Annotated in this window: 23 protein-coding genes; all 23 read right to left on the bottom strand. The window is 38.0% G+C overall.

The genetic code is table 11. The features are described 5' to 3' along the window. Positions 1-5 precede the first annotated feature (5 nt). A complete protein-coding gene (locus WC644_07020; protein ID MFA5011692.1) occupies positions 6-1,646 on the bottom strand; it encodes a hypothetical protein in 1,641 nt (546 codons plus the stop codon). 13 nt (positions 1,647-1,659) lie between these two features. Then, complete coding sequence (locus WC644_07015; GenBank protein MFA5011691.1) at positions 1,660-2,661, bottom strand: L-threonylcarbamoyladenylate synthase; 1,002 nt, start codon at positions 2,659-2,661, stop codon at positions 1,660-1,662. Between the two features lie 4 nt (positions 2,662-2,665). Next, the gene (locus WC644_07010; protein MFA5011690.1) at positions 2,666-3,202 is read right to left on the bottom strand and encodes a TrmH family RNA methyltransferase; all 537 of its coding nucleotides are present in this window, start codon (positions 3,200-3,202) and stop codon (positions 2,666-2,668) included. 221 nt (positions 3,203-3,423) lie between these two features. Beyond that, a complete protein-coding gene (gene ccsA, locus WC644_07005) occupies positions 3,424-5,781 on the bottom strand; it encodes a cytochrome c biogenesis protein CcsA (GenBank protein MFA5011689.1) in 2,358 nt (785 codons plus the stop codon). After that, complete coding sequence (locus WC644_07000) at positions 5,771-6,175, bottom strand: cytochrome c maturation protein CcmE (protein ID MFA5011688.1); 405 nt, start codon at positions 6,173-6,175, stop codon at positions 5,771-5,773. Before WC644_07000 ends, ccsA (WC644_07005) begins: the two co-directional genes overlap by 11 nt. Further along, entirely contained in the window at positions 6,165-6,302 is a 138-nt protein-coding gene (locus WC644_06995; protein MFA5011687.1) for a CcmD family protein, read from the bottom strand. Before WC644_06995 ends, WC644_07000 begins: the two co-directional genes overlap by 11 nt. Positions 6,303-6,306: 4 nt before the next feature. Continuing rightward, positions 6,307-6,975, bottom strand: coding sequence for a cytochrome c biogenesis protein CcsA (gene ccsA, locus WC644_06990; GenBank protein ID MFA5011686.1), 669 nt, complete (start codon positions 6,973-6,975; stop codon positions 6,307-6,309). A 9-nt stretch (positions 6,976-6,984) separates the two neighbouring features. After that, positions 6,985-7,479, bottom strand: coding sequence for a hypothetical protein (locus WC644_06985; protein MFA5011685.1), 495 nt, complete (start codon positions 7,477-7,479; stop codon positions 6,985-6,987). 229 nt (positions 7,480-7,708) lie between these two features. Continuing rightward, on the bottom strand, positions 7,709-8,548 hold the full coding sequence (locus tag WC644_06980) for a CxxxxCH/CxxCH domain-containing protein (GenBank protein MFA5011684.1): 840 nt from the start codon (positions 8,546-8,548) through the stop codon (positions 7,709-7,711). A gap of 12 nt (positions 8,549-8,560) precedes the next feature. Next, positions 8,561-9,832, bottom strand: coding sequence for a cytochrome c3 family protein (locus WC644_06975; GenBank protein ID MFA5011683.1), 1,272 nt, complete (start codon positions 9,830-9,832; stop codon positions 8,561-8,563). A 13-nt stretch (positions 9,833-9,845) separates the two neighbouring features. After that, positions 9,846-11,165, bottom strand: a complete 1,320-nt coding sequence (locus WC644_06970) for a hypothetical protein (protein MFA5011682.1) — start codon at positions 11,163-11,165, stop codon at positions 9,846-9,848. Between the two features lie 93 nt (positions 11,166-11,258). Then, positions 11,259-11,819 carry a cytochrome c family protein gene (locus tag WC644_06965; protein ID MFA5011681.1) on the bottom strand — a complete coding sequence of 187 codons (561 nt, stop codon included), beginning with the start codon at positions 11,817-11,819 and terminating at the stop codon, positions 11,259-11,261. Between the two features lie 61 nt (positions 11,820-11,880). Next, positions 11,881-13,911 (bottom strand): NapC/NirT family cytochrome c, encoded by a 2,031-nt coding sequence (locus WC644_06960; protein ID MFA5011680.1) that lies wholly within the window; start codon positions 13,909-13,911, stop codon positions 11,881-11,883. A 61-nt stretch (positions 13,912-13,972) separates the two neighbouring features. Further along, positions 13,973-14,680 carry a cytochrome b/b6 domain-containing protein gene (locus WC644_06955; protein MFA5011679.1) on the bottom strand — a complete coding sequence of 236 codons (708 nt, stop codon included), beginning with the start codon at positions 14,678-14,680 and terminating at the stop codon, positions 13,973-13,975. A 7-nt stretch (positions 14,681-14,687) separates the two neighbouring features. After that, positions 14,688-16,571 (bottom strand): cytochrome c3 family protein, encoded by a 1,884-nt coding sequence (locus WC644_06950; protein ID MFA5011678.1) that lies wholly within the window; start codon positions 16,569-16,571, stop codon positions 14,688-14,690. Positions 16,572-16,616: 45 nt separating this feature from the next. Next, positions 16,617-16,991, bottom strand: coding sequence for a hypothetical protein (locus WC644_06945; protein ID MFA5011677.1), 375 nt, complete (start codon positions 16,989-16,991; stop codon positions 16,617-16,619). A 300-nt stretch (positions 16,992-17,291) separates the two neighbouring features. After that, positions 17,292-18,638 carry a sigma-54 dependent transcriptional regulator gene (locus WC644_06940; protein ID MFA5011676.1) on the bottom strand — a complete coding sequence of 449 codons (1,347 nt, stop codon included), beginning with the start codon at positions 18,636-18,638 and terminating at the stop codon, positions 17,292-17,294. 138 nt (positions 18,639-18,776) lie between these two features. Then, the gene (locus WC644_06935; protein MFA5011675.1) at positions 18,777-20,063 is read right to left on the bottom strand and encodes an ATP-binding protein; all 1,287 of its coding nucleotides are present in this window, start codon (positions 20,061-20,063) and stop codon (positions 18,777-18,779) included. A gap of 51 nt (positions 20,064-20,114) precedes the next feature. Further along, entirely contained in the window at positions 20,115-21,362 is a 1,248-nt protein-coding gene (hutI, locus tag WC644_06930; GenBank protein MFA5011674.1) for an imidazolonepropionase, read from the bottom strand. After that, the gene (locus WC644_06925; GenBank protein ID MFA5011673.1) at positions 21,359-22,336 is read right to left on the bottom strand and encodes an ABC transporter ATP-binding protein; all 978 of its coding nucleotides are present in this window, start codon (positions 22,334-22,336) and stop codon (positions 21,359-21,361) included. The genes hutI and WC644_06925 overlap by 4 nt, the downstream gene beginning before the upstream one ends. 6 nt (positions 22,337-22,342) lie before the next feature. After that, positions 22,343-23,716: a phosphoglucosamine mutase gene (glmM, locus tag WC644_06920; protein MFA5011672.1), complete on the bottom strand. Its 1,374-nt coding sequence runs from the start codon at positions 23,714-23,716 to the stop codon at positions 22,343-22,345. A 3-nt stretch (positions 23,717-23,719) separates the two neighbouring features. Continuing rightward, the gene (locus WC644_06915; protein MFA5011671.1) at positions 23,720-24,466 is read right to left on the bottom strand and encodes a sugar phosphate nucleotidyltransferase; all 747 of its coding nucleotides are present in this window, start codon (positions 24,464-24,466) and stop codon (positions 23,720-23,722) included. Positions 24,467-24,648: 182 nt separating this feature from the next. Next, positions 24,649-24,840 carry a hypothetical protein gene (locus WC644_06910; protein ID MFA5011670.1) on the bottom strand — a complete coding sequence of 64 codons (192 nt, stop codon included), beginning with the start codon at positions 24,838-24,840 and terminating at the stop codon, positions 24,649-24,651. Between the last annotated feature and the right edge of the window lie 726 nt (positions 24,841-25,566).

Raw genomic sequence — 25,566 nt, 5'->3', positions numbered from 1 at the left:
AATAATTAATGATACTTTGATATTTCAGACTCCTCAGATGGAGACACATTCTCGGATTTTTTCAAAAGCAGTGTGTATGAGTTCTTTCTGAAATTATCATCTTCCGTTTCTATTGTTACTGGTAATCCTTCAATAAGAGTTATAACCCTTCCCGGAGATGTTGTAAACTTTGAGCAAGAGAATCTTATCGCACCGCCGATTGATTTCTTCAAAGCCCCTAAATTAACCGAATCTTCAGAGTATATTTCGTATGACTTAAGCGAATTCAGACACAACGACTGCTCTTCCCTGTCGTTAACAACTATCGTAAAACATTTTTTCTTAAGGAGAAGGAATGCAGGAATAAACAAAATCGTAGCAAGGAGTATTATTAATCCTATAAGTGCAAACAATCTCCAGGCACCGTATTTAATCCGTATTTCAAGAGGTATGTATGTCTGTATCTTTTTATCCTTCAGCACGGGCTTGAATATTTCAGGAATAGTCTGTAAAGCAAATAGCTGTTTAAAACTATTTATATAATTTTCATCGAGCAGTATATCAACGTTAGTAACCTCAAGCACAAGGTTTCCCCCTACTGTGAAATCTTCCTTAAATATTGTATTAAAAGAAAACTTAGGCGATATTTCCGGCATATCAAAAAGAACTGAAAATCCTTTTACCTCCCCTTCTGGCGAAACGTTGCTGACCGTCGAAGGAGTAATGGTCTGCGTCCCCAGCGACTTTACTGAATAATCCGACGACTTAAAATCGTCAAGTTTTACGTTAAGCTTTGCACTTCGGATTATATACGGAAATAAATTTGATTTAAGCGAAAGGTCGCTGAATGTTTCCTTGATTTTTTCGTTTTCCTGAAAATCAAAACCCCGCAGCGCCTTGCCGTCGTAGTAAAGCTTTCCGGGAGCTATTTTGCTCTGCGTAACTTTTGGAATCAGTACAATCGTGCCAATATCAAGCGGCTTTAAAGTTATCGGTTTTTGCTTAATGCCTATGCCGCGAATAAGCTTATCGTATCCCTCAAGTCTTGTCTGGTTCAGTTCGCTCTTTGAATAAACAATTCCGTAAACAACGTACCCGTTTGATTCATAACCTGCCTCAACAATCTTCTCGGGAATGGGATACAGCAGAACCTTGCGAATGTTTTCATCATTGCGAAGTCGCTTATAATATTCAAGCGTATTGAAGTAAGAAGAATCCCCGCTTCCGCTGTTATCGTTTATGTTATCCGTTATAAGCCATATAACAGCACTTTCTCCTTTAATTTTTTCGAGTGATTTATCGAGTGCTTCTATCAGGTCGGTAGTCCCGAAACCCCCGTCATTTGCTCGCATAAGAGTAAACTTTTCTGTAAGCTGGTCAACTACAAGCTCTTTACCGTTTCCGCTAAATATACTTTTTGGCGATACAAGTGCACGCTTTGAATCTGTCTTCGTAAACAGAAGTACATTTGCGTAATCATCCTGCTTAACAGCATTCTTTATCATTGCCTTGCAGAATATTTTAAATGCACTGTTCGCCTCGCGGTAGTATCCCGACATGCTGCCCGAATTATCAATTAGAAATATATGCTCGTTCTGTGCATTAGCAGATATTGTTGTTATGCTTATTGATACTATCGCGGCGATAATTATAAAATACTTTTTCATATAGCTTAAAAACTTATTTATCTTTAAAAATTATCTTCTTTCCGTTGTACTTTATCGTGCCGGCTGAAGCTTTTTCAAGTCTGTCATTAATCGCGCGTCCAAGCTTTATGTTCTTTACTTTTGATGCAAATATAATCTTATAATGCCGCTCATCAATATTCCTCAAATCAGAAAACAGGTTTTTGGATAGTTCCCTGAAGTTGTCGTAAATGCTGAAGTCCATGATTCCTATAGACTCCTTTTCTAGACCTTCAATCTTATTATCGTCAAGCTCATCTATCAGCCGTTTTAAATCAAACGTGTGCTCGGCAAGATAAAGCGGTGTGAGCGGTGAATAATGGCTTTTAAGAAGTCCTGGAGATGCTATTCTATTCTCTTCTGCCGATTCATCAAATTCATAAACTTTTCTGCCTATAACTTTTTCTATATCTTCTTTTGTTATGTAACCGTGTCTGAATATTGTAACCCTGCCTCCTTCAAAACTTAAAACGGTTGATTCAATACCAACTGAAGATTTCCCCCCGTCGAGTATAAAATTTATTTTCCCTTTCAATTCTTTCATCACTTCTGATGCAGCCGTCGGCGATATTCTTCCGAACATATTCGCTGATGGGGCTGCTATCGGTGTCTTTGTGAGCTTTAACACAAACTTAAAGAGTTCGTGATAAGGTACACGGAGAGCAACCGTATCAAGTCCCGCCGTTACAATGTCGGGTATTATGCTCTTCTTTTTAAGTATAAAAGTAATCGGTCCGGGTGAGAAAAAATCAGCAAGTTTATAAACGTCAGGATGTATATTCTCTGCATATTTTTCAAACTCTGATATATCCTGTACATGAACAATCAGCGGATTAAAATCTGGACGTTTCTTAGTCTCATATATCTTCAATACTGCGTCTTCGTTTAGTGCGTCCGCTCCAAGCCCGTAAACAGTCTCAGTCGGCAATGCAACAACGTTACCTTTAAGGATTTCTTCCGCCGCTATTTCAACACTATTTATTATGCGTGTTTCCAAATTCTTAACTGTAATTTAATATACGTATCATTTCATACAATGCAATTCCCGTCGCTACCGATACATTCAGCGATTGCTTTATCCCAAGCATAGGAAGTTCAACTGAAAAATCCGATGCATCAATAAGCTCTTTTGAAACACCCGTTATTTCATTCCCCAGAATAAGGCACAGCGGGAAATCTTCCTTCGTTAATTCCCATATCATCCGCGGTTTATCCGTAAGCTCTAACGCCGCTATCTTTATCTTTTCTGTTTTCAGGCGATTCACAACCTCAATAGGGTCTTTTACGTATTCCCATGGTACACTCAGCGTTGCTCCCAGCGCAACCTTTTCTATCTCTTTGCGCGGCGGATACGGTGAATATCCTGTCAGAAATATTTTCTCTATGAAAGCACCATCCGAAGCCCTGAATACTGCGCCAACGTTGAAAATACTCCGAATGCTGTCACAAAGAAGATATATAGGGTTTCGCTTGAACTCTTTTATATTGGTTAAATCTTTTCTTACAGATTTTATTTCGTCATGAGTCAGCTTTCTCAATAATTAGACGTATTTTGATTAATTATAACGTAAAATTAAGATATTTATGCATAAGTAACACTGCATTTTATTAAGCTTGTTAACAACTTCCTGTGTTTGAATTTGTATTTAATATAACCCTAAATAAAATTTAAGTGCAGAAGTAAGTATGTTCTGATAGAATAGAAAATAAAAAGCCCCCAAATATTCGGGGGCTTATGTAAAACAACTATCGTGTAATGTTATTTCTTCTTATTCTTTTGTTTGCTGCCGTTTCCTGTACTGTGCTCTTCATGTTTCTCTGGATGTTTAACAAGCAGTTCTTTTCTTCTTCGCACGATTGCAACTATAAACCCGGCAAATAGTATTACTATACCTGTCCATAAAACACTGATGAAAGGTTTAATAGCTGCGTTAACAACAAGTGTTTCCCCTGCTTGCTGCTGTGGGCTTTTTGAAGCGTCCATGATTGAAAACACGGCTGTTGTTCCGCCTTCTTCCTCACCTCTTACAGACATGTTTAGAAAGTAGAAGGCATATTTCTTGCTGCTTTCCATCATCACTGGATTCGGCTGTGGAGTACCATCAACAAATTTTGTTCTAACGTTCATGGTTTCTGTAACTCCTCCGTCCGTAACTTTTATAATAGCTCCGAGTGTGTAATTTCCCGAACCCATTTCCTTGCCGCCCTTTTGCATATTGCCGAAATCAAAATCCACAAACTCAACTTCAAGTTCGTTGACCTTTGTTTTCGTTCCTTTCTTCAGCTCGTACATCGATTCCTGCGGATAAGGATTCGATTCTTCAAGGCTCATTGGCGATATATACAAATCTTTATAAGAAAAATATGCTATATCCGGGCTTTTCATAACACCCTGTGAAAATTTACTGTAGAACATCACGGGTCTCATCGTCATTTCTTTGTTTTCCTTTTCAACTTTTATGTTGAAAGCATACATTGTATCCCTTTTATTATTCGGGTCCATGAATGTATTCGCACCAACGTATGTAAACTGATAACCGAATGCTTCCTGTGGTTTCCCCTCTTCAAGAGAAAGGTCAACATCCTGACTGTATCGTGCCGACCCGATTACTCCGAGAAAGAATAGTGCTATCCCTATATGCGCGAACATTCCTCCGAAATTCATCGTACCGCTTTTAATGATTCGTATCGCAAATCTTGCATTAACAAAAAACGCAATCAGTGAAACGAATGCAAATACAATATATAGCGGATCCCTTAAACCTATAGTGATAAGTATAACAAGTGTTATCAATGAAAAAGCCGTTGGTAAAATCATGTTCTTCCAGAATTTACTCAGCTCAGTTTCTTTCCATTCAATGTAAAGACTTATTCCCATAGTAAACATTAGAAATATCGCAACAGGAAGATTCATATTATTATAAAAAGTCTGGTCAACTTTTGATTGTGATACTATCGGAAGACTCGTGCCAACAAAGATTACAAGCGCAGATGCACAAAGCAGCAAAGCTCCTATAAATAAAAATGATTCTTTTGTCATTAGCTTTGAACTCTCGATTCTGATATCTTTCAGACTCTTCCAGCGAACGAGTATCATTCCAAGCGAGATAAGCGTAAAGGTAGATATAAATACAACAAGAGCAAGATATACTTCCGCTCCCGGATCAACGAATGAATGCACAGACGAATCGCCGAGTATTCCGCTTCTTGTTAAAAACGTTGAATATAACACAAGCAGAAATGCAAGTATGCTAAGAAGAAGATTTGTCTTCTTATACCCTCCTGTTTTCCTTTGTGCAATAATTGTATGCAGACTCGCTACGTTAATAATCCACGGAATCAGGGATGAGTTTTCAACCGGGTCCCATGCCCAGTAACCGCCCCATCCGAGTATGCTGTATGCCCAGTAGCCGCCCATCATTATTCCAAGCCCAAGTACGCCGCCCGCAAAGAGAATCCACGGTACTGAAAATGATGTCCAGCTGTCAAAATCATTCTTAAGAAGTGCTCCCATCGCAAATGCAAACGGTACTGTCAGCGAAGCAAATCCTATAAATAAAGTTGGAGGGTGAATTGCCATCCAGAAATTCTGCAGCAGAGGATTAAGTCCACGCCCTTCTGGCGGCATAAAACCGTAGTCAACTTCTTTTGGAAACGATTCCCAAAGATAATGGAATGGTGATTTTAATATTAATATTAATGTAATAAAACTTAGAACCAGTGTAAACATTACCATGACCTGGGGTTCCATTCTTTCACCTTTGGATACATAGTTAAGCAAAAATACACCTATAACAGCAGTTAATAACGCCCACAACATAAAACTGCCTTCCTGTCCTGCCCAGAAGGTTGAAATCAAAAGTGGAAGTTGCAAGTCTGTCGAACTTTGCTCCCAAACGTAAGAAAGCTGGAAGTTATGCGTAAGTATGTTGTACAGCAGATATAATGCTGCCGTAATAATGCTGATAGAAGTTATATGAAAAAATACCCTTCCCATTTTCAGGAAATTCTCTTTCCCATTATGTGCAAGGAAGAAACCAATGATAGAGATAACAGATGCTATAAAAGCTGTATAGATAAGAAGTTTACCAACCATAGTGTTTAATTTAGTTAACATTCGAGGACTTCATCACGTCCTCACCCTTGCCCTCGTACTTCGAAGGACATTTTGTCAATATTTCCTTTGCGTAAAAGACGTCGTCTTTTACTTTCCCCTTCGCAACTACCATAGTTGCAATATCGAAATTATTCGGCTTTGCACCGTCAAGTACAACTTTCATTTCGGTACTGTCATCATCTTTCATGTAAAATGTGAATGTGCCTTTATCCGCATCGTATTTTGTTTCTTTATTCTGCTGCCATACTCCCTTCACTTCTACCATTTTCATCTTCTTCTGTGCTTCCTTAAAAGATGCATATTCTATCTTGCTGTCCATGAAAGAATAAAATCCAACCACAACAAAAATAACTACTATAAGTGATGCTATTATTATTTTTATTTTACTTGTCATGCTCTGCTCCTTCGAGTTTCTTCAAATTTCTGTCAATTGAAAATAAGTATATAAATAATCCTGCCCATGTTACAAGAGCTATTATCAGGACTAAATACATTGCATTCTGCTCTAAAAAATCGTGCATTTTATTAATTATTAATTTTTTGAATTCTTTGTAATTTTAGTTTTTCTAATCTTATTTTAATGTTAAGAATCCAGAAAAACAAAAGAGTAAAACTAAACAACGAGAACATAAAAATTGTGAACATAACAGGATTCATCGAAATCTTACCCTGCGAATCTATTATTGTATCTGCCGGATGTAGTGATTCTACAATCCTCGGCATGATAAATATAAAGAATGGTACTGTAACAAAAGCAATTATTGCATATACCGATGCAAGTTTTGCTTTCTGTTCATAGTTATCAATTGCTGAACGAAGCGCAAAATAGGCACCGTATATAAGTAATAGTATAAAAATCGAAGTCTGACGCGGGTCCCAATTCCAGTACGTTCCCCAGTTGAATTTTGCCCATAATGCACCCGTTACTGTTGCAAGTATTGTAAATAGAAATCCAACCTCCGCAGCTGAATGCGACCGAACATCATAAATAAGGTCGCGTTTTCTAAGATACTGAACCGAATTTATCATGGATAAAAGAAATGAAACTACTGCAATCCAGGAAAGAGGTACGTGAAGATATATTATTCTTGCTTTATCATACAATCCGGGAATTGTCGGAATAGGTACTACAAAAGTCCCGACTAAAACCAGAGAGATTAAAACAAAAACACTATACTTATAAATATTATTCATTGGCTAAATTTAATCCTGTGGAATAGGCCTTCCCATACTTGTATAAATCTCTTCAATCTGTGCCTTATTTCTCTCAGCTTCTGCGTTTGTTGGGTCAAGTTCTAATACACGACGGTAATGCATTAATGCCGGCTTGTATTTCTTTTTGGGACTTAAATTTGCCTCAAACATTAAATAATTACCCGCTGTCATGTGTTTTTGTATAAGTTCTTTCTTTAAATTATTGTCTTTTTTGTAGCTGCTTTCGAAATCGTATGCGCCTTTTGAAAGTTCATCTGCTTTTGGATCTTTAGCATCGTCACCCGCAGCGTCAGTCATGTTACCTTGCGTATTCTGACTTATATCAGGATGGTTAGGAGGCATTTGTGAATGCGGATCCTGATTATTTCCTTGCTGGTTTTGAGAAGTGTTTTTGCTGTTGTCCATCCCTGGTTTCTTCTCTTCCATTTTTGAACAACCTGCTATAAGTAGCGCAAATATTGACAATAAAAGTAGTTTCTTCATTTTTAAGTATTGATTAATGTTAATTTTATAATTTTGCAAATATAGTTAAATCGAACTTTAATTTCTGTTAATAATAACACCATAAATAGTAATTAAGTTACATTTATTGATAACCTAAAACCTTAATTTTATTCCCCTAATGCGTGTTTTTGGTATATTTCCTAAGCAGTTTTTTGAAACCCCGCTTAGCCCAAATAAGCGGGGTTAATATTAGAAATGCTGATTTACTTTATTTGATACCAATATCAACTATTCCGTTTACATGTCTTGTTCTATCTTTAAATGTTCCGTTGGAATTCATAACTCCGCCGTGACAAAGCCAGCATTGTGTTATGCTCGGATACAGATTCGGATGTGTACCGCCCGGTAATGGGCTCCCTGTTGTAGCGTTTCCATGGCATGAGCCGCAAACAACCGATGATGGATCATTAAACACAGGAGCAGCGTTCTGATTTCCATTTTTAAACATGCCGTGGCAGTAAACACTTGAACATGTCTGTAGATTTTGATCCCACTGTGGGTTTGGTGTTACACTATCTGTTACGGTTTTTGCAAGTGTACCGAATACCACTCCTGCCGAACTCTTTCCATCCTTAATAATATGGTTAGGATCTGAAAATGAACTTACAGCCAGATGGCACTCATTACATGGAACAACCTTAGAAAACCGCTTAGTTGAATCGGTAATCATATGCTTCACGTGCGCACCAACGCCTCTGTCTGTATTCTGTGATGCACCGTTCAAAGCAAGTGGTGGATATATATGGTTGTTATTTCCGTGACAGGTGTTGCATGCCTCTGGACCTCCGGTATGACAAGTATTACATGAAACTCCCGTTGTTCCGCCGTTGTAATCTCCGCCGTGACATGACTTACAGCCATTTAGATTCCAGTCATTACCCGAAAACCATGCTCCATGAAAATCAGCTGAGGACGGGTCAATCCATCCGCTTGGATGAAGCTCAGGTGTTGGAGCCACCACAAGGTCTTTTTTAACCTCGCTGCAGCCGTAGATTAACACGAAAAACCCAAACAGGACTAATGAATACAATATAAATATTTTTTTCATAATCTTAATTATTTACTTTAGTTTTGTATGACAGTAACCGCAGAAACCGACTCCAGGCATACCGTCAGGACGGGCATTAGCATCAGAATGGCAAGTGTAACAAATTGCGCCCTTTGTGTTATGCCAGCTGCCTTTATCATCTCTCATAAATCCTGATTCGTGTGTTCGCGGATTAGTTCCCTTTATACCGTCATTGTCAACATGACATTGTATGCATGTCGGGTCAGCACCATTTACACTGTGACAGGCTTCGCATGATTCCATGTCACGTTTTGCAAGTTCAGCATGAATACCACCTCCTGTTCCCACTCCATACGTTGTGAAGTTGGTTACAAGATGGCTCTTTGGCATTAGTCCTGTCGGAAGATTACCTCCGTTTTGATGACATGCCGCACAGAAATCAACCGGATCATGACATGTTTTACATTCAAACGATTTCTGTCTTGCATCAAGTCCATGAGTAAACTGATAATTCAAGTCATGAACAGCTGATAATTTCTGTAAAGCACTCCTGTCAACACGTGTTACCTGATCTTTGCTGTAATACGGAGCATAGAAATTTTTAGGTGTATTTAATCCCTGATACTTCACCGGCTGGTGGCAGTTTTCACAGAAGAAGTTCGAATGGCACATCATACAATTGTTGTTCAAAGCAGTATTTGAGGATGCATCATAGATTATCTTGTGCTCGTTCAGAAAATTTGAACTCATGTGATCCATCGGTTTCAGGTTTGTCAGATTTGTGTGACAAGCTTCGCATGAATTGGTCTGCTGTTTATTGTCATGGCATGTATAGCAATTTTCCATGTTGGGAAATCCTCCATTTATTGCATCACTTGCGTATTTGACATTTTCAATTCCAACGTGACAGTAATCACAATTCATCTTGTGTGCAACATGTCTTTTATGTGCAAATACAAGTTCTTTGGGTGCCGATCCGATTTTCTTATAAACACCGTCGTAATGACAGAGCTTGCATTCTTTATCGTCTTTAACGTCATGACATGCAACGCAGTTGTCGTGATTTGGGTTTAGATTGTCGGTCGCCCTTCGTGATTCATAGGCGGCGTTATGGCAATCTTTGCATACTAAACCGACATCCTTCGAAGCATGAACCTGGTGGTTGAACTTAATTACATCTTTATTGCTTTGATTGCTCACTTTAACAATTTCGGATTCACCGAATACTTTTGTTATACTCTTATTCTTTGAAACATAAGCAGTGAGCGAAACGAATAAAAATGCTCCGGATAAAAATACGATGTAAAACTTTTTTAAATTCATAATTTGCTTATGTTTATTTATTAAAATTAGTAAAGAGCCAGAGATTGAACCCTAGAAGGAATCTTGTATCAAACTTATAGATTTCGTTCGTCATGAATTGTCCTTGAGCATCAATTGAAAAATGATTTACAGGTCTGTATGTGAGTCCAAGAGCTCCGCCGAATACATCCATTTTGTCCGAATTATAATTACCAAGATTATATCTCGAATAATTCAGGTTAGAAGTCAGTATAAACTTGTTTTGATATAAGTCATGATTGAAGTAACCGAAAGCGCCCTCTGATTCTCCTGCATAACCTGTGTACTTGATTATTCCCAGACCATACCATGGATTAGAAATTCCAACCTGGAACTTTAACGAATTGTCATTTTCATAAAAGACTCCGCCAAACCTTCCATATACATTCGCATCAGTACCAAATATTTTTGTTGCATAATCAATTCCGCTTTCTACTTCCTGATATTTCTTTTGATTAAATACCCAGAATATTGAGTTGTAGCTTATCTGTGGCTGCTTATAATAGTAGCCGATAGAAAATTTAACTTTATCCGTTAATGCAAAATTCCCGTTTATCTCAACTTTATAAAGCTTCTTCATATTGATATCATAATAAGCACGTCCGAAAACATTGTGCTTTTTATTAATTCTATATGAAACATCAGCACCTGCAATCTGCTCGGACTTGGATTCAGTTTCAATGTAAACTACCTTAGGGTTAAAGAGTTCGTCAGGACGGATTGTATAATAGGGGTCCGTTCCTCTCCTCTTCATTGCATAACTAAGCCCGATGGACATATCTTTGACACCGTAATACAGGAATTGACCTCCCGCAAGAAAATTATCCTGCAGTTGTTTGTATCCCTGAAAATCATAGTCAAGGGGGGTAAGGTAACCTCCATAACCGACAATCTGATATTGTTTTCTGTCACCAAGTTTTAACTTGAAGTGTGCCCCGTCAATTGTCCCTCTGCCCGAGCCCGCAGTAACGTACTGTCGTCCAAGTTTCAGATCAAGTACGTTAAATAGGTTGCTTCCTTTTAAATAAACATCGTAAAACCTAAAAGAAAACCCCTTGTCTATTTTATTAATAACATCCTCATCTGTTTGAACAAAAGAACTCAGCGTCCATTTACCGAAATTTAGGTCGAATGCAAGATTCTGATAACCTTTGAGGTGTGTTGTGTAAGTTGCATCTGTATTGGTTCCTGTTAACGAATCAACACGCTTCCATGTATAAAAAGCGTTGTTAAACCGAAGGTTTAAAGTCTGAGTCAATCCGGAAGCCAATATAGCAAAAAACAAAATAAACGTAAAAACTGTAAACTTCCTCATAGTATGAAGTAAATTATTTTAAAATTCCTCACTTATATAATTGCAGATTAGGTCTTCATCTAACTATGACCTAATCTGCATGAAATCTGATACTTAAGGTTTTTTATGCTGAATCTTTGCCCACATTTCAGCATAATTGAAACCTTTAAATGTAGGACTTCCGTCATTGTGGCATCCTGTACAGGCTGATTCACCTTCTGTAAGAATTAAGCCGTTTTCAATGGCTTTTTGTTTATCCTTCATGATTGACATAGCTTTGTACTCTGAACCGGGACCATGACAACTTTCGCACTGAACACCCTGAGTTTTATCAAATGTTTCTGTAAACTCAGCAGGATCAAGATCTTTGCCAAGAACGTGACACTTAATACAGGCAGGGGTTTCTACTGCCTTCGAATCAAATCCTTTGTCCTTTGCAATTTTATCTGCTTCAGGAGTTTCGAGAGTTTTCCACGCATTTGCGTGTGATGAGTTCTGCCATATATCAAGCTGTTTGCCCTGAGCTTCAGACTTGTGGCAGGCTCCGGCGCATTTTACTGCACCAACATACTTAAACGAACCTGTTTCGTGAGTGGGAATATATGTTGAAAATGAAAAAAGGAACATTCCAACAAATAACGTTACACTAACAGTAATGAAAATTTTTCTTTTCATAATTGTATGGTTTAGTTAAGTTAATAAATATAAATATTTTCTAGGTAAATCAAAATCAATATTATTTTGCGTATTTTTCAAGCGCTTTTTTCTTTTGGCTTAACAGGTCTGATATCAATCCATAATTATGCACATAAAGACTCCTGTATGCCGATATTTTATTTATTAAATTCTTTGCTTCTATTACTTCCGAATCGTTATCCATATTAATTTTACCAATAATTTCCCTTATAGTTCCTGCCGATTTATTTACATCTGATTTCCATTCTGCCATCATTTTTGAGTATTCAGCATCATGACATTTTGCACAGTTTTTATCATCGGGTTTGTAGATTAATCCTTTTTCGAGATGGCAATCTGTGCAACCAACGCCTGCCTGTTTCATTATGTCAGGTTCGTTTTTACCGTTCAGGGTTCCGTTGTATGTCTGTTCCTGAATACTGTGACAATTTCCGCATGTTTCATTGCTTTTCGCATTGTTATGATGACAAGAATTACAGGAATTCTGACTCAGAATTAACTCCCCGTGTTTCTTTGCATTTGAATGACACCTGTCGCATTGCAGTCTTTGCTTTACAATATGAGTTTTATGCGAAAATGATTTTCCAAAAGCATTTACTTTTACCTCTTGAATACCTCCATGACAGTTATAGCATTCATTCGGTACATACTCTGTGCTTGCTTTAAACTCTGGAAGTTGTTTGTTCGACCCGACAATCTGCAAGGCTTCTTTCATTATACCGTAACTGCCGACAAGGAGCTTGTCAGCAAATTGTATGTTATGTACACTTTTTCCAACATCGACGGTTTTTATATTGTGCATTGCTTCATCGAGTTTTAACAATGCTTCATTCTTTCTGCTGCTTGAAGAATTCTTTACTGTGCTGCTCGCCGTATTGTAAATTGATTTAATAACTGCAAGTCTTTTTAATGAGGATGCCTCCCACTGCTTTATTAAATTACCATATCCTTTTCCGTGGCATTTGTCGCAGGCATCCTGACGTGATTTATCAACATTAACGCTCTTGCTCGTTGTTTCATGAAGTACGTGGCAGCCTTTGCAATCGATTCCGCTTAAAAACATAGAGCTTGGAGAGGATTCTGTGTTAAATCCTTTTTCACCTGCATAAAGATTTACCATCGATGAATGTGCACCCGAATGACATGACTGACAATCAGGTGGTGCATTTACATCCAGTTTTTCTACTTTGTGTTTTATTGGCGAATGGCAATATCCGCAGCTCATGCTATGTTTCGCAATGTGAGTGCTGTGCATGAATTCTGTGTCGGAATATTTATCAAGTTTGTTATCTTCAAAATGGCATTGGAAACATCTTTCTTTTCCGACTTCGCCTTTCCCCTTAATAACATTCGTATGACAGCTTGAACATTCTATTTTAGTCTCAACTACAGTATTATGATTATACCGCATTGATGCAAGTTGTTCTTTTGTTTTATTATTAAGTTCGTGACAGGTTTTGCAGTCCGCAAGTTTATCATATTTGTGTTCTGGGTCATCAGACTTATGGAAATGACAGTTAAAACAAGTCTCATATGTAACCTGCATGTGAGAACCCTGCACAATCTGACCGTGACAGCTTGTACATTTAAGCTTTTTTCCTCTACGCAATTCTGAAAGATGGTGCTTGTGGTTGAATAATATTCCCTTCGTCTCATAAGTTGTATCCTGAATGCTCTGTTTGACATGACAGTCTGAACGGGAACAGGTATTATCTGGAATATCAGCCCAGGGTTTTCTTTTCTTATAAGATGTTGACACATAACTGACTATTTGCACAAGCCCGTTTAACTTTCCTTTTATCGTGCCTTGAAGACCGGGTTCAAAATGACATTCAACACACTGAACGTTGTTGTGAGATGACGATTTCCAACTGTTATAAAACGGTTCCATGTAATGGCAGGTTGGACAAAAAGAAGGTCTTGATGTATATTCTGCAGATACAGCAAAAAATACAACAAAAGCAAAAAAGTAAATACCTGTAAAAAGAAGGAATCTTCTAAAACCTGTTACATTCTTAAAGAATCTCTTCTTCTTTTTAACTTCTGAGTTTTTGTCCTTGTTTTCGTCCATGACTCTGTTGTTTTATTTTATTACAACTGCATTTATTTTTTAATAATGAAAACTCTTTGAATTATACTTCATTAACTGTCTCCGCCTTTTCTGCTGCTTCAATTTCTTCAAGCTCTCTCGGATGTTCATTTTCCATCTGATGTCTTGTAAGAAATCCTGTGTACCATGCTTTGTTCATCGGTCTCACATCCGGATTTAAAAATATGAAATAAAAATGCCAGACTAATATAGCCAATGATGCAAGTATTGCCTCATACCAGTGAATAGCTGTCGCAATGTCCATTCCTGATACATTGATAATCGGTAGAAAAAAGTTTTGAAACCATAATACTGCGCCTGTCGCACCCATAACAACCGTTCCCCATACTACCGCCCAGTATTCCGCCTTTTCTATATAACTGAACCTTCCTAATTTTGGGCGGTCTTTTTTCTTTCCGGTTATATATCCGAGTGATTCCATAAGATCAGTAAGATCCTGCCTGTAAAACCAAAGATCAGCGACAAGTTTTCTTCCGCGTTGCGTAAATATTATGTACAAAAGATGATAAAAGGATGCCGAAACCATAACAACAGCAGCTATCCTGTGTATAAGTCCTCTTAATTCAAATGCATACTCACCAAAAACTTTTGGACCCCAGGCAACCCACCATGCTTCAGGGTACTTAAGGGCAAAACCTGTTATAACGAGTGTTATAAATGATGAGAGGAGCAGAAAATGCTGAATCCTCTCGTTAAATGTCATTCTTAAATATTTTTCCTCGTGTTTCATATATTTCCTAAACCGCCTTTTTATCTTTAATTTTTCTTCTGTAATCCAGAATGTTGTGCAAAATCATTCCGCCGATTACCGCAACAATTAGTATGATATAGAATCTTGTAATCCAGTATAGAAGCGGATTCTCAACTTCTGCGTCAAGTACGTGTATCTTTGTGTTAATAAATACCTTGTCTGCTCCCGGATGACACGAACCGCATGTCTTCCCAAGATTATTGGGATGCACAGATGATAAAGAATCTGAAGAAGGTCTGATGTTATGATTACCGTGGCAGCTTTCGCAGGAGGCAGCTCTGTTTGAACCCCCCCGTACTGCAAGGCCGTGAAAACTTTCGTTATAGTTCTTGGTTACATTCTTAAGATCATTATTGCTGATTATCTCAACTGACGCATGACAGCTCGAGCACAATTTAACAATACCTCTTTGCTTTGAACCTTCCTTGTTTCCGAGTGAATCCGTCGTAACTACCTGGTGCGCACCGTGACATGTGTTGCAGGTCGGTGAATCTGAATTTTCTTTCGTCATTAAACTTACTTGATGAATACTTCCGTCGAATTCTGCTTTTTGCTGAACATGGCATTCTGACTGCCCGCAAGTTTTATCAATATTCTTTTTGAAAATTTGCGATTCCGGGTCTGAGGCTTTTTTCATCTCATGCGGACCGTGGCAATCGCTGCATGTTGCCGCCTTCAAATTACCTTCCTTTAGTGCTAAATAGTGGTAACTGCTTTTGTAATCGTCAAGATGTGTATTCTTATTCGGGTTTACTTTATTGTCTTTATGGCAATCAAGACACATTTCAGTCTGATTTATCTTTGAGAATTCATCCGACTGCAGAACTGAGTTTATGCTGTGTTCACCGTGACAGGTAGAACATGTAGGTGCATTCGGATCACCGTTTTTAAACGAAACACCGTGTGATGATTTATTGTAGTGTTCTACTTCATTAGCATGACATTTTCCGCATGTCTCCATCATCTTTGCTTTTACTGTTGACTTCGTCGGGTCCGATGTAGATTCTATCATGTGGTCACCGTGACAGTCAACACATCCGGCTGCTTGTTTTCCGTCTTTCTGAATTGAGGAGTGAATGCTTGTTTTATACTTAGCAACAAACTTAGCAGAACCTTTTTCTTCTCCCGGGAAAAGTTTTTCATCAAGATGACATTTCAAGCACGCTTGTGATTCGATTGAAAGTTTGTTGGCTATTATCTTGTGTGCACCGTGACAATCAACACATGTCGGTGAATTCTTGTTTCCATCTCGCATAACAGTCTGATGAATACTGTTATTGAAATCTGACTGGTGTTTTCCGTGGCATTTTCCGCAGGAAGAATTTATCTCACTCTTCGAAATCTTCTTCACGTCATGTCCGCCGTTATGGCATCCGTTGCATCCAACATTTCTTTTAGAATGAATGCTTGTGATGTAATCTTTTACGTTCTTATTATTGTGGCATTTTAGGCAATCATCTGTCTGGTTTGCCTTAATTTCTTTAACAGGTTTCTGGTAATGCGGATTGTGACAAGAGTTGCAGTCGTTCTTCGCGTGAACACTTTTCTCAATAGGGGGAAACTTATCGTGGCAGTTCTGACATTTTATATCAACTTTCTTCTTGCTGTGCGGAATCTCATCCGGATTGTATCCTTCATGGCAATCCTTGCAATCAGATCCTCCGTGAGATGATTTCTTGTACAATGATGCGTCAACGTACAATGATTTTTTCTTTCCGTTTACATCCATTGTCAGGTCTTTATCTTCATGACAGGCAAAACACTCTTCCGAATTTCTTGCTTTAATAACCGTGTAATTAAATGCGACAATAAAAACACTTAAAACAAGAAAAGCCGAAAGCGTGAAAATTGTTAATTTTCTATTATACATCCTTAATAAGTCCTCGTTCCCATACTCTGGCCTGGGAATGTTAATTTAAATAGTTTTCTCATTCAATATCCTTAAAAGAACCTCTTCAAACTCACTTAGTTTAAATGGTTCTGAAATCTGATAAACATTTTCCGGTACATCAGGAAGGTCGTTATCCTTCAAAGACGGCAAACATATAAAAGTCAAATGGTTAAGAGCCGTAACCATACGTTGTTTAAATTCCCTGTCCAGTTCCTGGTCCAGCACCACTACATCAGCAGAGTTTCTGCATTCAAATACAATTTCGTCAATAGATTTGGTGACCGATAATTCTTTATAATTTTCGCACTTTGAAATAATATTATGCTTATTAAGAACCTTTTTAATCAGGCAGCAAATCTCATCAGTAATGCAATATATTTTTACTCGTTTCTCCACCAATTCTAAATTTATAATAATATTATAGCAAATATTGTACCATGATTCGTCTGATTATAAATTGTTATAAAATGAGATTAAAAAGAAAATGTGGATATAAAGGACTTAAAATATGAATTTTAGTCCGAAAACAGTGGTAATTTTTTACACTTTTATTTTTGTGGTGTGTTAATTGTATCGTGTAGAAAAAACGGACTTACAGTGTAGAATATTTACTCCCTAATTACAATGCTCCGGCATACGAATGCTGGCTTCCATCAGCTTACTCTTCCCGCTCTTCTCAATTCTAAATTCTGATCTTTGCTAACTCCTCCCAATCCCAAACTCCCCTAATTTGTTATAAAGTGTTTTCCTGTCAATACCAAGCTTCTCAGCGGCTTTCTTTTTATTCCCTTTTGTCAGCTGAAGTACTTTTAAAATGTACTTTTTTTCGAGGTCTTTAAGGCTCATACCATGTGCATTGCTAAGACAATCGTCAAGAAAATTGTTATCTTCTGATATAGATAGATTCTTCACATCAATCCTATTGTTAGCCGCAGTAACTGCTGCCTGCTCAAGAATATTTTCCAATTCACGAATATTTCCCTTGTAATTATGTCTGGAAAGCAGAGAAATAGCGTCTGAGGTAATCTTTATTTCTTTACCGAATTTCTTGCTTACATTTTTAAGAATGTAATAAGTCAAAGCAGGAATATCCGAAAGTCTGTCGTTAAGAGTCGGTAAGTTTAGCGAAATAGTTGAAATTCTGTAATAGAGGTCCTCGCGAAAACGTTTTGCGGAAATCATTTCCTGAATGTTCTGGTTAGTTGCGGAAATCAGCCTAACGTCAACCCTTTTCACCTTATCACTGCCAATTGGTTTAAACTCCCAGTTTTCAAGAACCCTCAGCAGCTTTGCCTGAAGCTGATATGGCATCTCTGCTATCTCATCAAGAAACAAAGTACCGCCGTGCGCCTGCTCAAAGACTCCTTTTTGATTTTCAATAGCACCCGTGAAAGCTCCCTTTGTATGCCCGAAAAGTTCACTCTCAAGCAGATTCTCTGGAATAGCGCTGCAGTTTATCGCAACGAAAGGATTATTCTTTCTTTCGCTGCTGAAATGAAGTGCTCTTGCAACAAGCTCCTTACCCGTACCGCTCTGCCCGCAAACAAGCACATTCACGTTTATCTTAGAAGTCTTCTCTATAAAGTCATACACCTCAAGCATCCTCTTGCTCGTGCCAATAATACCGGGAAAAGGCTCTCTCTCCGTAACAAGCGCCCTGAATCCATTCAGCTCTCTTGTAATCTTAATCTTCTCAATAGCCTTATCAATCTTCAGCATAAACTCTTCAAGATTAAAAGGCTTATTAACGTAATCATAAGCACCGTTCTTCATCGAATCAACAGCCGTTAAAATCGAGCCGTAACCTGTAATCATAATGAATAGTGTATCCTTCGGTTTCATCAGCAGCAAGTCCATCCCTGAAACCTCAGGCATCTGTAAATCCGAGACAATCAAATCAAAGAACTCTTTTTCAAGAATCTCTCTTGCTTTAACACTGTCATTCTCTTCAGTAACGTTAAGACCTTTTTTCTGCAAAACCTTCCTGAGTAGTGCAGATTGGTTTACTTCATCATCAACAAGAAGTACTTTTATACTATATGGCATTAATTGAATTAATTAAAATGAATATTACTGAAAATCAGGGAATTTTTCTACACAATTGCAGGTAAAATTTACTCTTTCTGTCGTTGCTTTTTCTATCTTCTATTATAGAATCTATCTGCTGGCTTTGGTTTCCAGCTCTTAGCTCCGGCTCTCAATCAAAGGAATGCCTATCTGGAAAGATGTGTATCCCTCGTTCCCATTCTCCTGTGCGGGAACGCTCTTAACTTTTATCGTACCGTTGTGCTCTTTTACTACTCTTTCTGTGAATGCAAGACCCAGCCCGGTACCTTTTCCGTAACCCTTAGTACTGAAAAAAGGTTTAAAAATATTTTTAATATCGCTTTGGTTAATACCCGCTCCGTTATCCGTAATCTCTGCGTAAGAAAATTTTCCCTTGGTAAAAGTCTTTACATTTATAAGCCCTTTTTTGTTTACGGGAATTGCCTGAATCGAATTACCAACAATGTTCAGGAACACATCTTTGAAAAGTTCCTTGTCAATTTTTACGCTTGGATTTTCTTTGCAAAAATTCTTTTTAAGTTCAATCTCTTTTTGTCCGGTTAGAAACTTGAATCCGCTGAGCGCATCAGTCAGTAAGTCATTAAGCTTCACTTCCTCCCTCATCAGTGTAATCGGTTTTGCAAAATTCAGAATCGAACGTATTGATTTTGTGATGCGTGTTGCTTCCGAAACTATTACTTTAAGTTCTTCATAGTCAGGGTCACCCTCTTTCTTTTCGAGAAGAAGATAATCGGCGTTACCGGAAATAATATTAAGAGGATTAGAAAGGTTGTGTGCAATCGAAGATACTACCTGCCCTATAAGAGCCAGATTTTCTGATTCTCTTAATTCCTTTTCAAGTTCTTTGACTACGGTAATATCTCTTATGATCGATACATTTCCAAGAAATTCCGCCTTCTGACCGTCCGCCTTGGAGGATTCCTTTTCTCCAAAAATAGGAAACTGGGACAAGCTTATGTTAATTATTCTTCCGTCTTTTGCAAGACCAAGTGTTTCGTAGTTTGTTACAAATCCCTTTTCATCTATTTCTTTTTGAAGAGAATTCAGCTCTTCTTCACCTCGTTCCCATGCTCCTGTATGGGAATGTAAAATCATACCAATATTCTTGTCAGTAATCTCATCTTTGGTGTACTGAAATATCTTTTCAGCACCCTCGTTCCAAAGGAAAATCTGTCTCTCCTTGTTGAAACCTATGATCGCGTCTATTGATTTTAGAATTATATCCGAAAAGAACTTTTCGTGGGCGCTTTTTCCCTCCCTCATCAGCTTAATCATTTCAAATATATACTTATCGTAAGACCTTGTGATAAAATCAAGGTCTTCATCGTTCAGTTTATCCGCGAATCTCTGCTTAAGTGCATTATGTAAATCAGATTTATACTTTTCTGATTCACTATGTACCATGTGTTCCATTAAATCAGTAAATTATATTAGTTAACTGTAATTAAATTAGTCTTAAAGGATACTTTTCCCTTTTTTATATACTTTCACCAGTTGATTTACACCAAAATGATAAATCAAATCCTTATAAGCAGGAAAATCAAAAATGAGTATATCGCTCTGTTTTCCGGGAATAAGACTACCTGTTTTATTTTGGATATTCAATGCAAAAGAACCGTTTATTGTAACAGCGTTTATTATTTCTTCTGCTGTCATTTTCATTTTCAAAGAGGCAAGCGACATAATCATCTGCATGTTTTCAGTGTTGCAGCTCCCTGGATTGAAATCTGTCGCAAGTGCAACGGGTATGCCGCTTTCTATAAGTTTCCTTGCAGAAGGATATACCATATTCAGAAAGTATGAGCATCCCGGTAAAAGTGTCGCAATTATATCCGTTCCTTTGAGCTGATTTATTCCTTTATGATTTAAAACCTCCAGATGGTCAACTGATATTGCTTTCACTTTCTTTGCTGCACTTATACCGCCAATCGAATAAAACTGGTCAGTGTGCACCTTGGGAATCATTCCGAATCTTGCACCGATTGAAAGTATTTGTTCTGTATCTTTCGCGTCGAAGTAACCCTTCTCGCAAAATATGTCTATAAACATCGCAAGTTTTCTTTTTGCAGCTTGCGGAATCATTTCATAACAGATGATATCGATGTATTCTTTCTTGCTTACGCCTGGTGGAATTGAATGTGCACCAAGAAATGTGGGAAGAATATCCGCACCGTACTTGTTATTCTCGTTGAGTTCATTTATGATTTCAAGCAGTTTAATTTCATTCTTTACGTCAAGCCCGTAACCTGATTTTGCCTCAAGTGTTGTAGTGCCGTATTTAATAAAATTGTACAGGCGTTTTTCGGAAATCTTTTTCAGTTCACTTTTCGATGCCTTGCGGACTGCTTTGACTGTATTTGAAATACCGCCCCCTGCTCTTGCGATTTCTTCGTAGGATTTTCCCTGTATCTTCATCTCGTATTCATCTGCCCTCGAACCCGCATGAACAAGATGTGTGTGCGAATCAACAAACCCTGGCATTACGGTTTTTCCTTTGCAGTCTATCTCTTTGTAATTCTTAACTTTGTTCTGCTTTATGAATTTGCTGAACCCATTTTCATTTCCGGAATATATAATCGTTCCGTTAAAAAGCAGGTAACCGTTCTTAATGTTGTAAATATCACCCTGAGTTTTTCCGCGCTTTGCTTTACCTTCGGGATTAGCGCATGTTACAAGGTTTGAAATATTCTTAAGTAATATCATTGTACTGTCTCTTTAATTTTAAAACATGAAGCACTGTGAGTCTCCGAAAGCCTTATTAATAACGGCTCTTCAGCATGACACTTCTCATCTGCAAGATTGCACCTGTTTGCAAAATGACAACCTGCATTGTACTCCATTGACGAAGGAACTGAACCTTCTATTGTGTATAATCTTTCCTTCTTCTCGTTCAGCTTGGGAATAGATTCCATCAAAGCAAGGGTGTATGGATGTTTTGGCTCTTTAAAGACTTCAGAAACAAGTCCTTCCTCAACTATTTTCGATGCATACATTACAATCACCCTGCTGCATGTTTCCGCCACAACTCCAAGGTCATGCGTTATAAGTATAACACTCATGTTGTATTTCTCCTGCATTGATTTTATCAAATCAAGTATCTGTGCCTGTACAGTCACGTCCAGAGCGGTCGTCGGCTCATCAGCAATGAGTATTTTCGGCTCGCAGGCAAGAGCTATTGCAATCATTATCCTCTGCCTTAGCCCTCCTGATAACTGATGCGGATATTCTTTAAACCTTTGTTCGGGCGAAGGTATTCCGACACTGTTTAATATATCAATAGTCTTTGATTTTGCTTCACTTCCCGATAAATTCTGATGAGTTTTCAACACTTCAACTATCTGGTTACCGCATGTATAAGCAGGGTTGAGAGACGTCATAGGCTCCTGAAAAATCATACTTATCTTGTTCCCGCGTATGCTTCTGATTTCCTTTTCCGTCATCTTTACTATATCTTTTCCCTCGAATAAAATCTCTCCGCCTTCAATTATACCAATATCCTTCGGAAGTAACCGCAGTATTGAAAGCGCCGTAACGCTCTTTCCGCAGCCCGATTCACCGACTATACCAAGTGTTTCGCCTTGTTTCAAATCAAAACTCACCTCGTCAACTGCCTTTGCAATTCCGTCGTCGGTATGAAAGTAAGTCCGTAAGTCTTTTATTGAAAGTATGCTCTGCACAATTTCTTATTTATACTTCAGGTTCTTTAAAAATTCTGTTTGTATTTTAACAGCTTCTGCTTTGCTCTTTGCTTCCGTAATAATTCTAATTATCGGCTCTGTATTCGACTTTCTAAGATGTATCCAGTATTCAGGAAAGTCAAGCTTTACACCGTCTATGGTTGAGACCTTACACTCCTTCTTTCTGTATTCTTTTTCAATTCTCTTCAGAAGTCTTGAAGGGTCTCCTTTAGTTTCAATCTTTGCTTTTTCTATATGGTACTGCGGTATTGTCTTCTTGTATTCAGAGACCTTACCCTTGAAATCTGCAAGTTCATTAAGAACATAAGCTATACCAACGCTTGCATCTCGGCCGTAATGTACCTTAGGGACTATCACGCCTCCGCTGCCCTCGCCGCCGACGATTGCCTTTACTTTCTTCATTTCGTTAACTACGTTTATTTCTCCGACAGGCGTTCTCTTCACTTTCGCACCGTGTTCTTTCGCAGCGTCTTCAACTGCTCTTGTTGTTGACATGTTTACGCAAACCTTATTTCCTTTTTTGAACGATGTTTTCAAGACATTTCTTACTACCGTAACAATCGTATTTTCTTCAATAAAAGGTTTTCCGTCTTCGCAAATCAATACAAGGCGATCGCCATCCGGGTCAATCGCAAGACCGATATTGGCTTTATTCTTTACTACTGCTTTCGATAAAAGTTTTAAATTATGCGGCAATGGTTCGGGTGTATGCGGAAACTTTCCCGACCCGTTGCAGTAAAGCTCAGTGACCTTGCATCCGAGTTTGTTCAGCAGTTTAGGAACTATCACAGAACCCGAAGCATTCACAGCATCAACAACAACCTTGAATTTTCTGCTTTGTATTTTCTTTACGTTAATATTCTTTTGCTTCAGTACAAGGTCTACATGCTTATCAAGCCATGCTTTGTCTCCCTTTACCTTTGCGGGTTTATCTGCGTTTACAAAATTAAATTTCTTTGTCTTGATATTCTTCTTCACTTCGTCTATCTGTCTGCTCTTAAGGAACGTTCCGTCTGAATCCAGAAACTTCAGTCCGTTCCATTGCTGGGGATTGTGCGAAGCCGTAACTGCAATCCCTCCAGCTGCTTTTAGTTTCTCAACTGCAATCTGTACAGTAGGAGTCGGTGCAACACCGATATCAATCACCTCAAAACCCGCTATGGATAAGGTATATACCGCAACCGCAGATACTTCGTCGCCCATAAGTCTGCCGTCGCGTCCGACAACAATCTTTTTGCTTTTCTTATTATCCCTGCAAAATTTTGCAAAGGCAAGCGTGTAATGAACCACAACGGGAAGCGTAAGCGAATCGCCGTAAATACCCCTTACTCCCGAAACACTGAAAATAATCTCTGACATATTTTAATCAATTAATTTTTCTAATTCTTCCAATTGTTCTACCGTGTTGATACCCGTTATTTCAAGGTTATCATCAACAGGCACAGCACCTATTTTAATCTTATTGTCTCTGAAATACTTGAATATATCCGTCAGATAATACTCGCCCTGAGCGTTGTCTGTCTTCAGAGTCTGCAAAGCTTCAAACAATAGCTTGCAGTTTACGATGTAAATGCCGGAATTTATTTCTTTAATTTTTCTCTGCTCATCCGTTGCATCTTTTTCTTCAACGGTTTCCAAAAGCGTGTCGTTTTCATCTCTAATCACCCTTCCGTAACCGAATGGATTCTCAAACATTGCAGAAAGCATACTTGCCTGAAAATGATTATCGTAGTGGTAGTTCAGAAACTTCATAACTGTTTCATATTTCAGCAGCGGAACATCTCCCGAAAGTATCAGCACGTCGCCGTCAAAATTTTCAAGCAGCTCCCTCGTTTGCATTAGCGCATGGCCCGTACCCAGCTGCTCGTCTTGATGAGCAAACTTTATTCTATCTATATCGTGTGAAAACTTTTCCGATAGAAAATCTATCACCGACTGCTTCTGATGACCTACAATAGGAATAATCAGGTCGGAATGAATTTTAAGCGCTAGGTTAATAACATATTCAATCATCGGTTTACTTTTCAATTCAAACATAACCTTTGATTTTTCAGGATTACGCATCCTCTTGCCCTTGCCCGCAGCCATTATTACAGTAGCTAACTTCATATTTATAAAATCATTTATTTAACAATCAGTTTTTTTGACTATCAGTTTTTAATAATTAGTTTTTTAACAATAAGAAAGATGTTTATTTTAAAAAATAAATTAAAGGTTAAAACCATAAGCACAAATAATTTTTACCATGAGAGTTTATACCTCACACTTCATCCAGCCTTTTCAATTAAAATTTACATCTGTCCGCTGAACGCTATACTCGTACACTGTCTCTTTGCCCTTCCGTCCGCTGAGCGCTGTCCGCTGAACGCTATCTCTTCTGTCCGCTGAACGCTATCTCTTCTGTCCGCTGAACGCTGTACACTGTCTCTCTCGTCTGTAGCAAACAATCCTTCCAACCAAAAGAATGCCGTTAGGTATTCCATCTTGCATTATTTTGCCTGTCATTCCCTGATGTTCTTACAGGGAATCTTATCAAGATAACTTGTTATTCTCTGCCTCCTTTGCGTCCTTTGTTCTTCTCTGCGACCTTGCGGAAAAAATTTCTATCATTTGTTTTTCTCTGTTTTATTTGTAGTCATCGGCTGCGCCGTGTTCTTAGTCCACTTTGTATCCTGAAATTTTATTTTCTTCTTTGTGCCCTCCGTATCTTAGTGGTGAAAATTAATAGAGTTTCAATTTTCGTTGTGATTAATAATGAAAGGTGTATCTTCAAAAAATGCGTATTACATTTTCCATTTGTGCTCGAATACAAATTGTTCAATTTGATGTATTTAAAATATTTTATCTCTCCATATGAGCTATCAACTATTTACTGCTCTTTTGGTGTTTTGGTGGTATACTATTTTTCTTTCCCTGACAACCGACAACTAACAATCCTCAACTAACATGCTCCCTTCATTATTAATCACAACATTTTTCGAAATTGTGCCACGAAAATTCTCATTTCCAAAAAATTTTTCCCTTTAAAAAAATCTTTTTCCTAAAATAAATCTCTGTATCTCCCGTCTTTTATATTCCGTACAAAAAAATCGACAAAAATATGCCGTGTCCAGAATTTGGTTTTTGTTGTGATTATTAATGAAAGGTGTATATTCACTTTTCCACAGTTTACATCTCACAGTTTACATCTCACAGTTTACATCTCACAG

It is taken from the genome of Ignavibacteria bacterium (assembly GCA_041649015.1).
Taxonomy (GTDB): Bacteria; Bacteroidota; Ignavibacteria; order Tepidaquicellales; family Tepidaquicellaceae; genus CAIKZJ01.
This window is presented reverse-complemented; position numbering and strand designations above follow the sequence as displayed.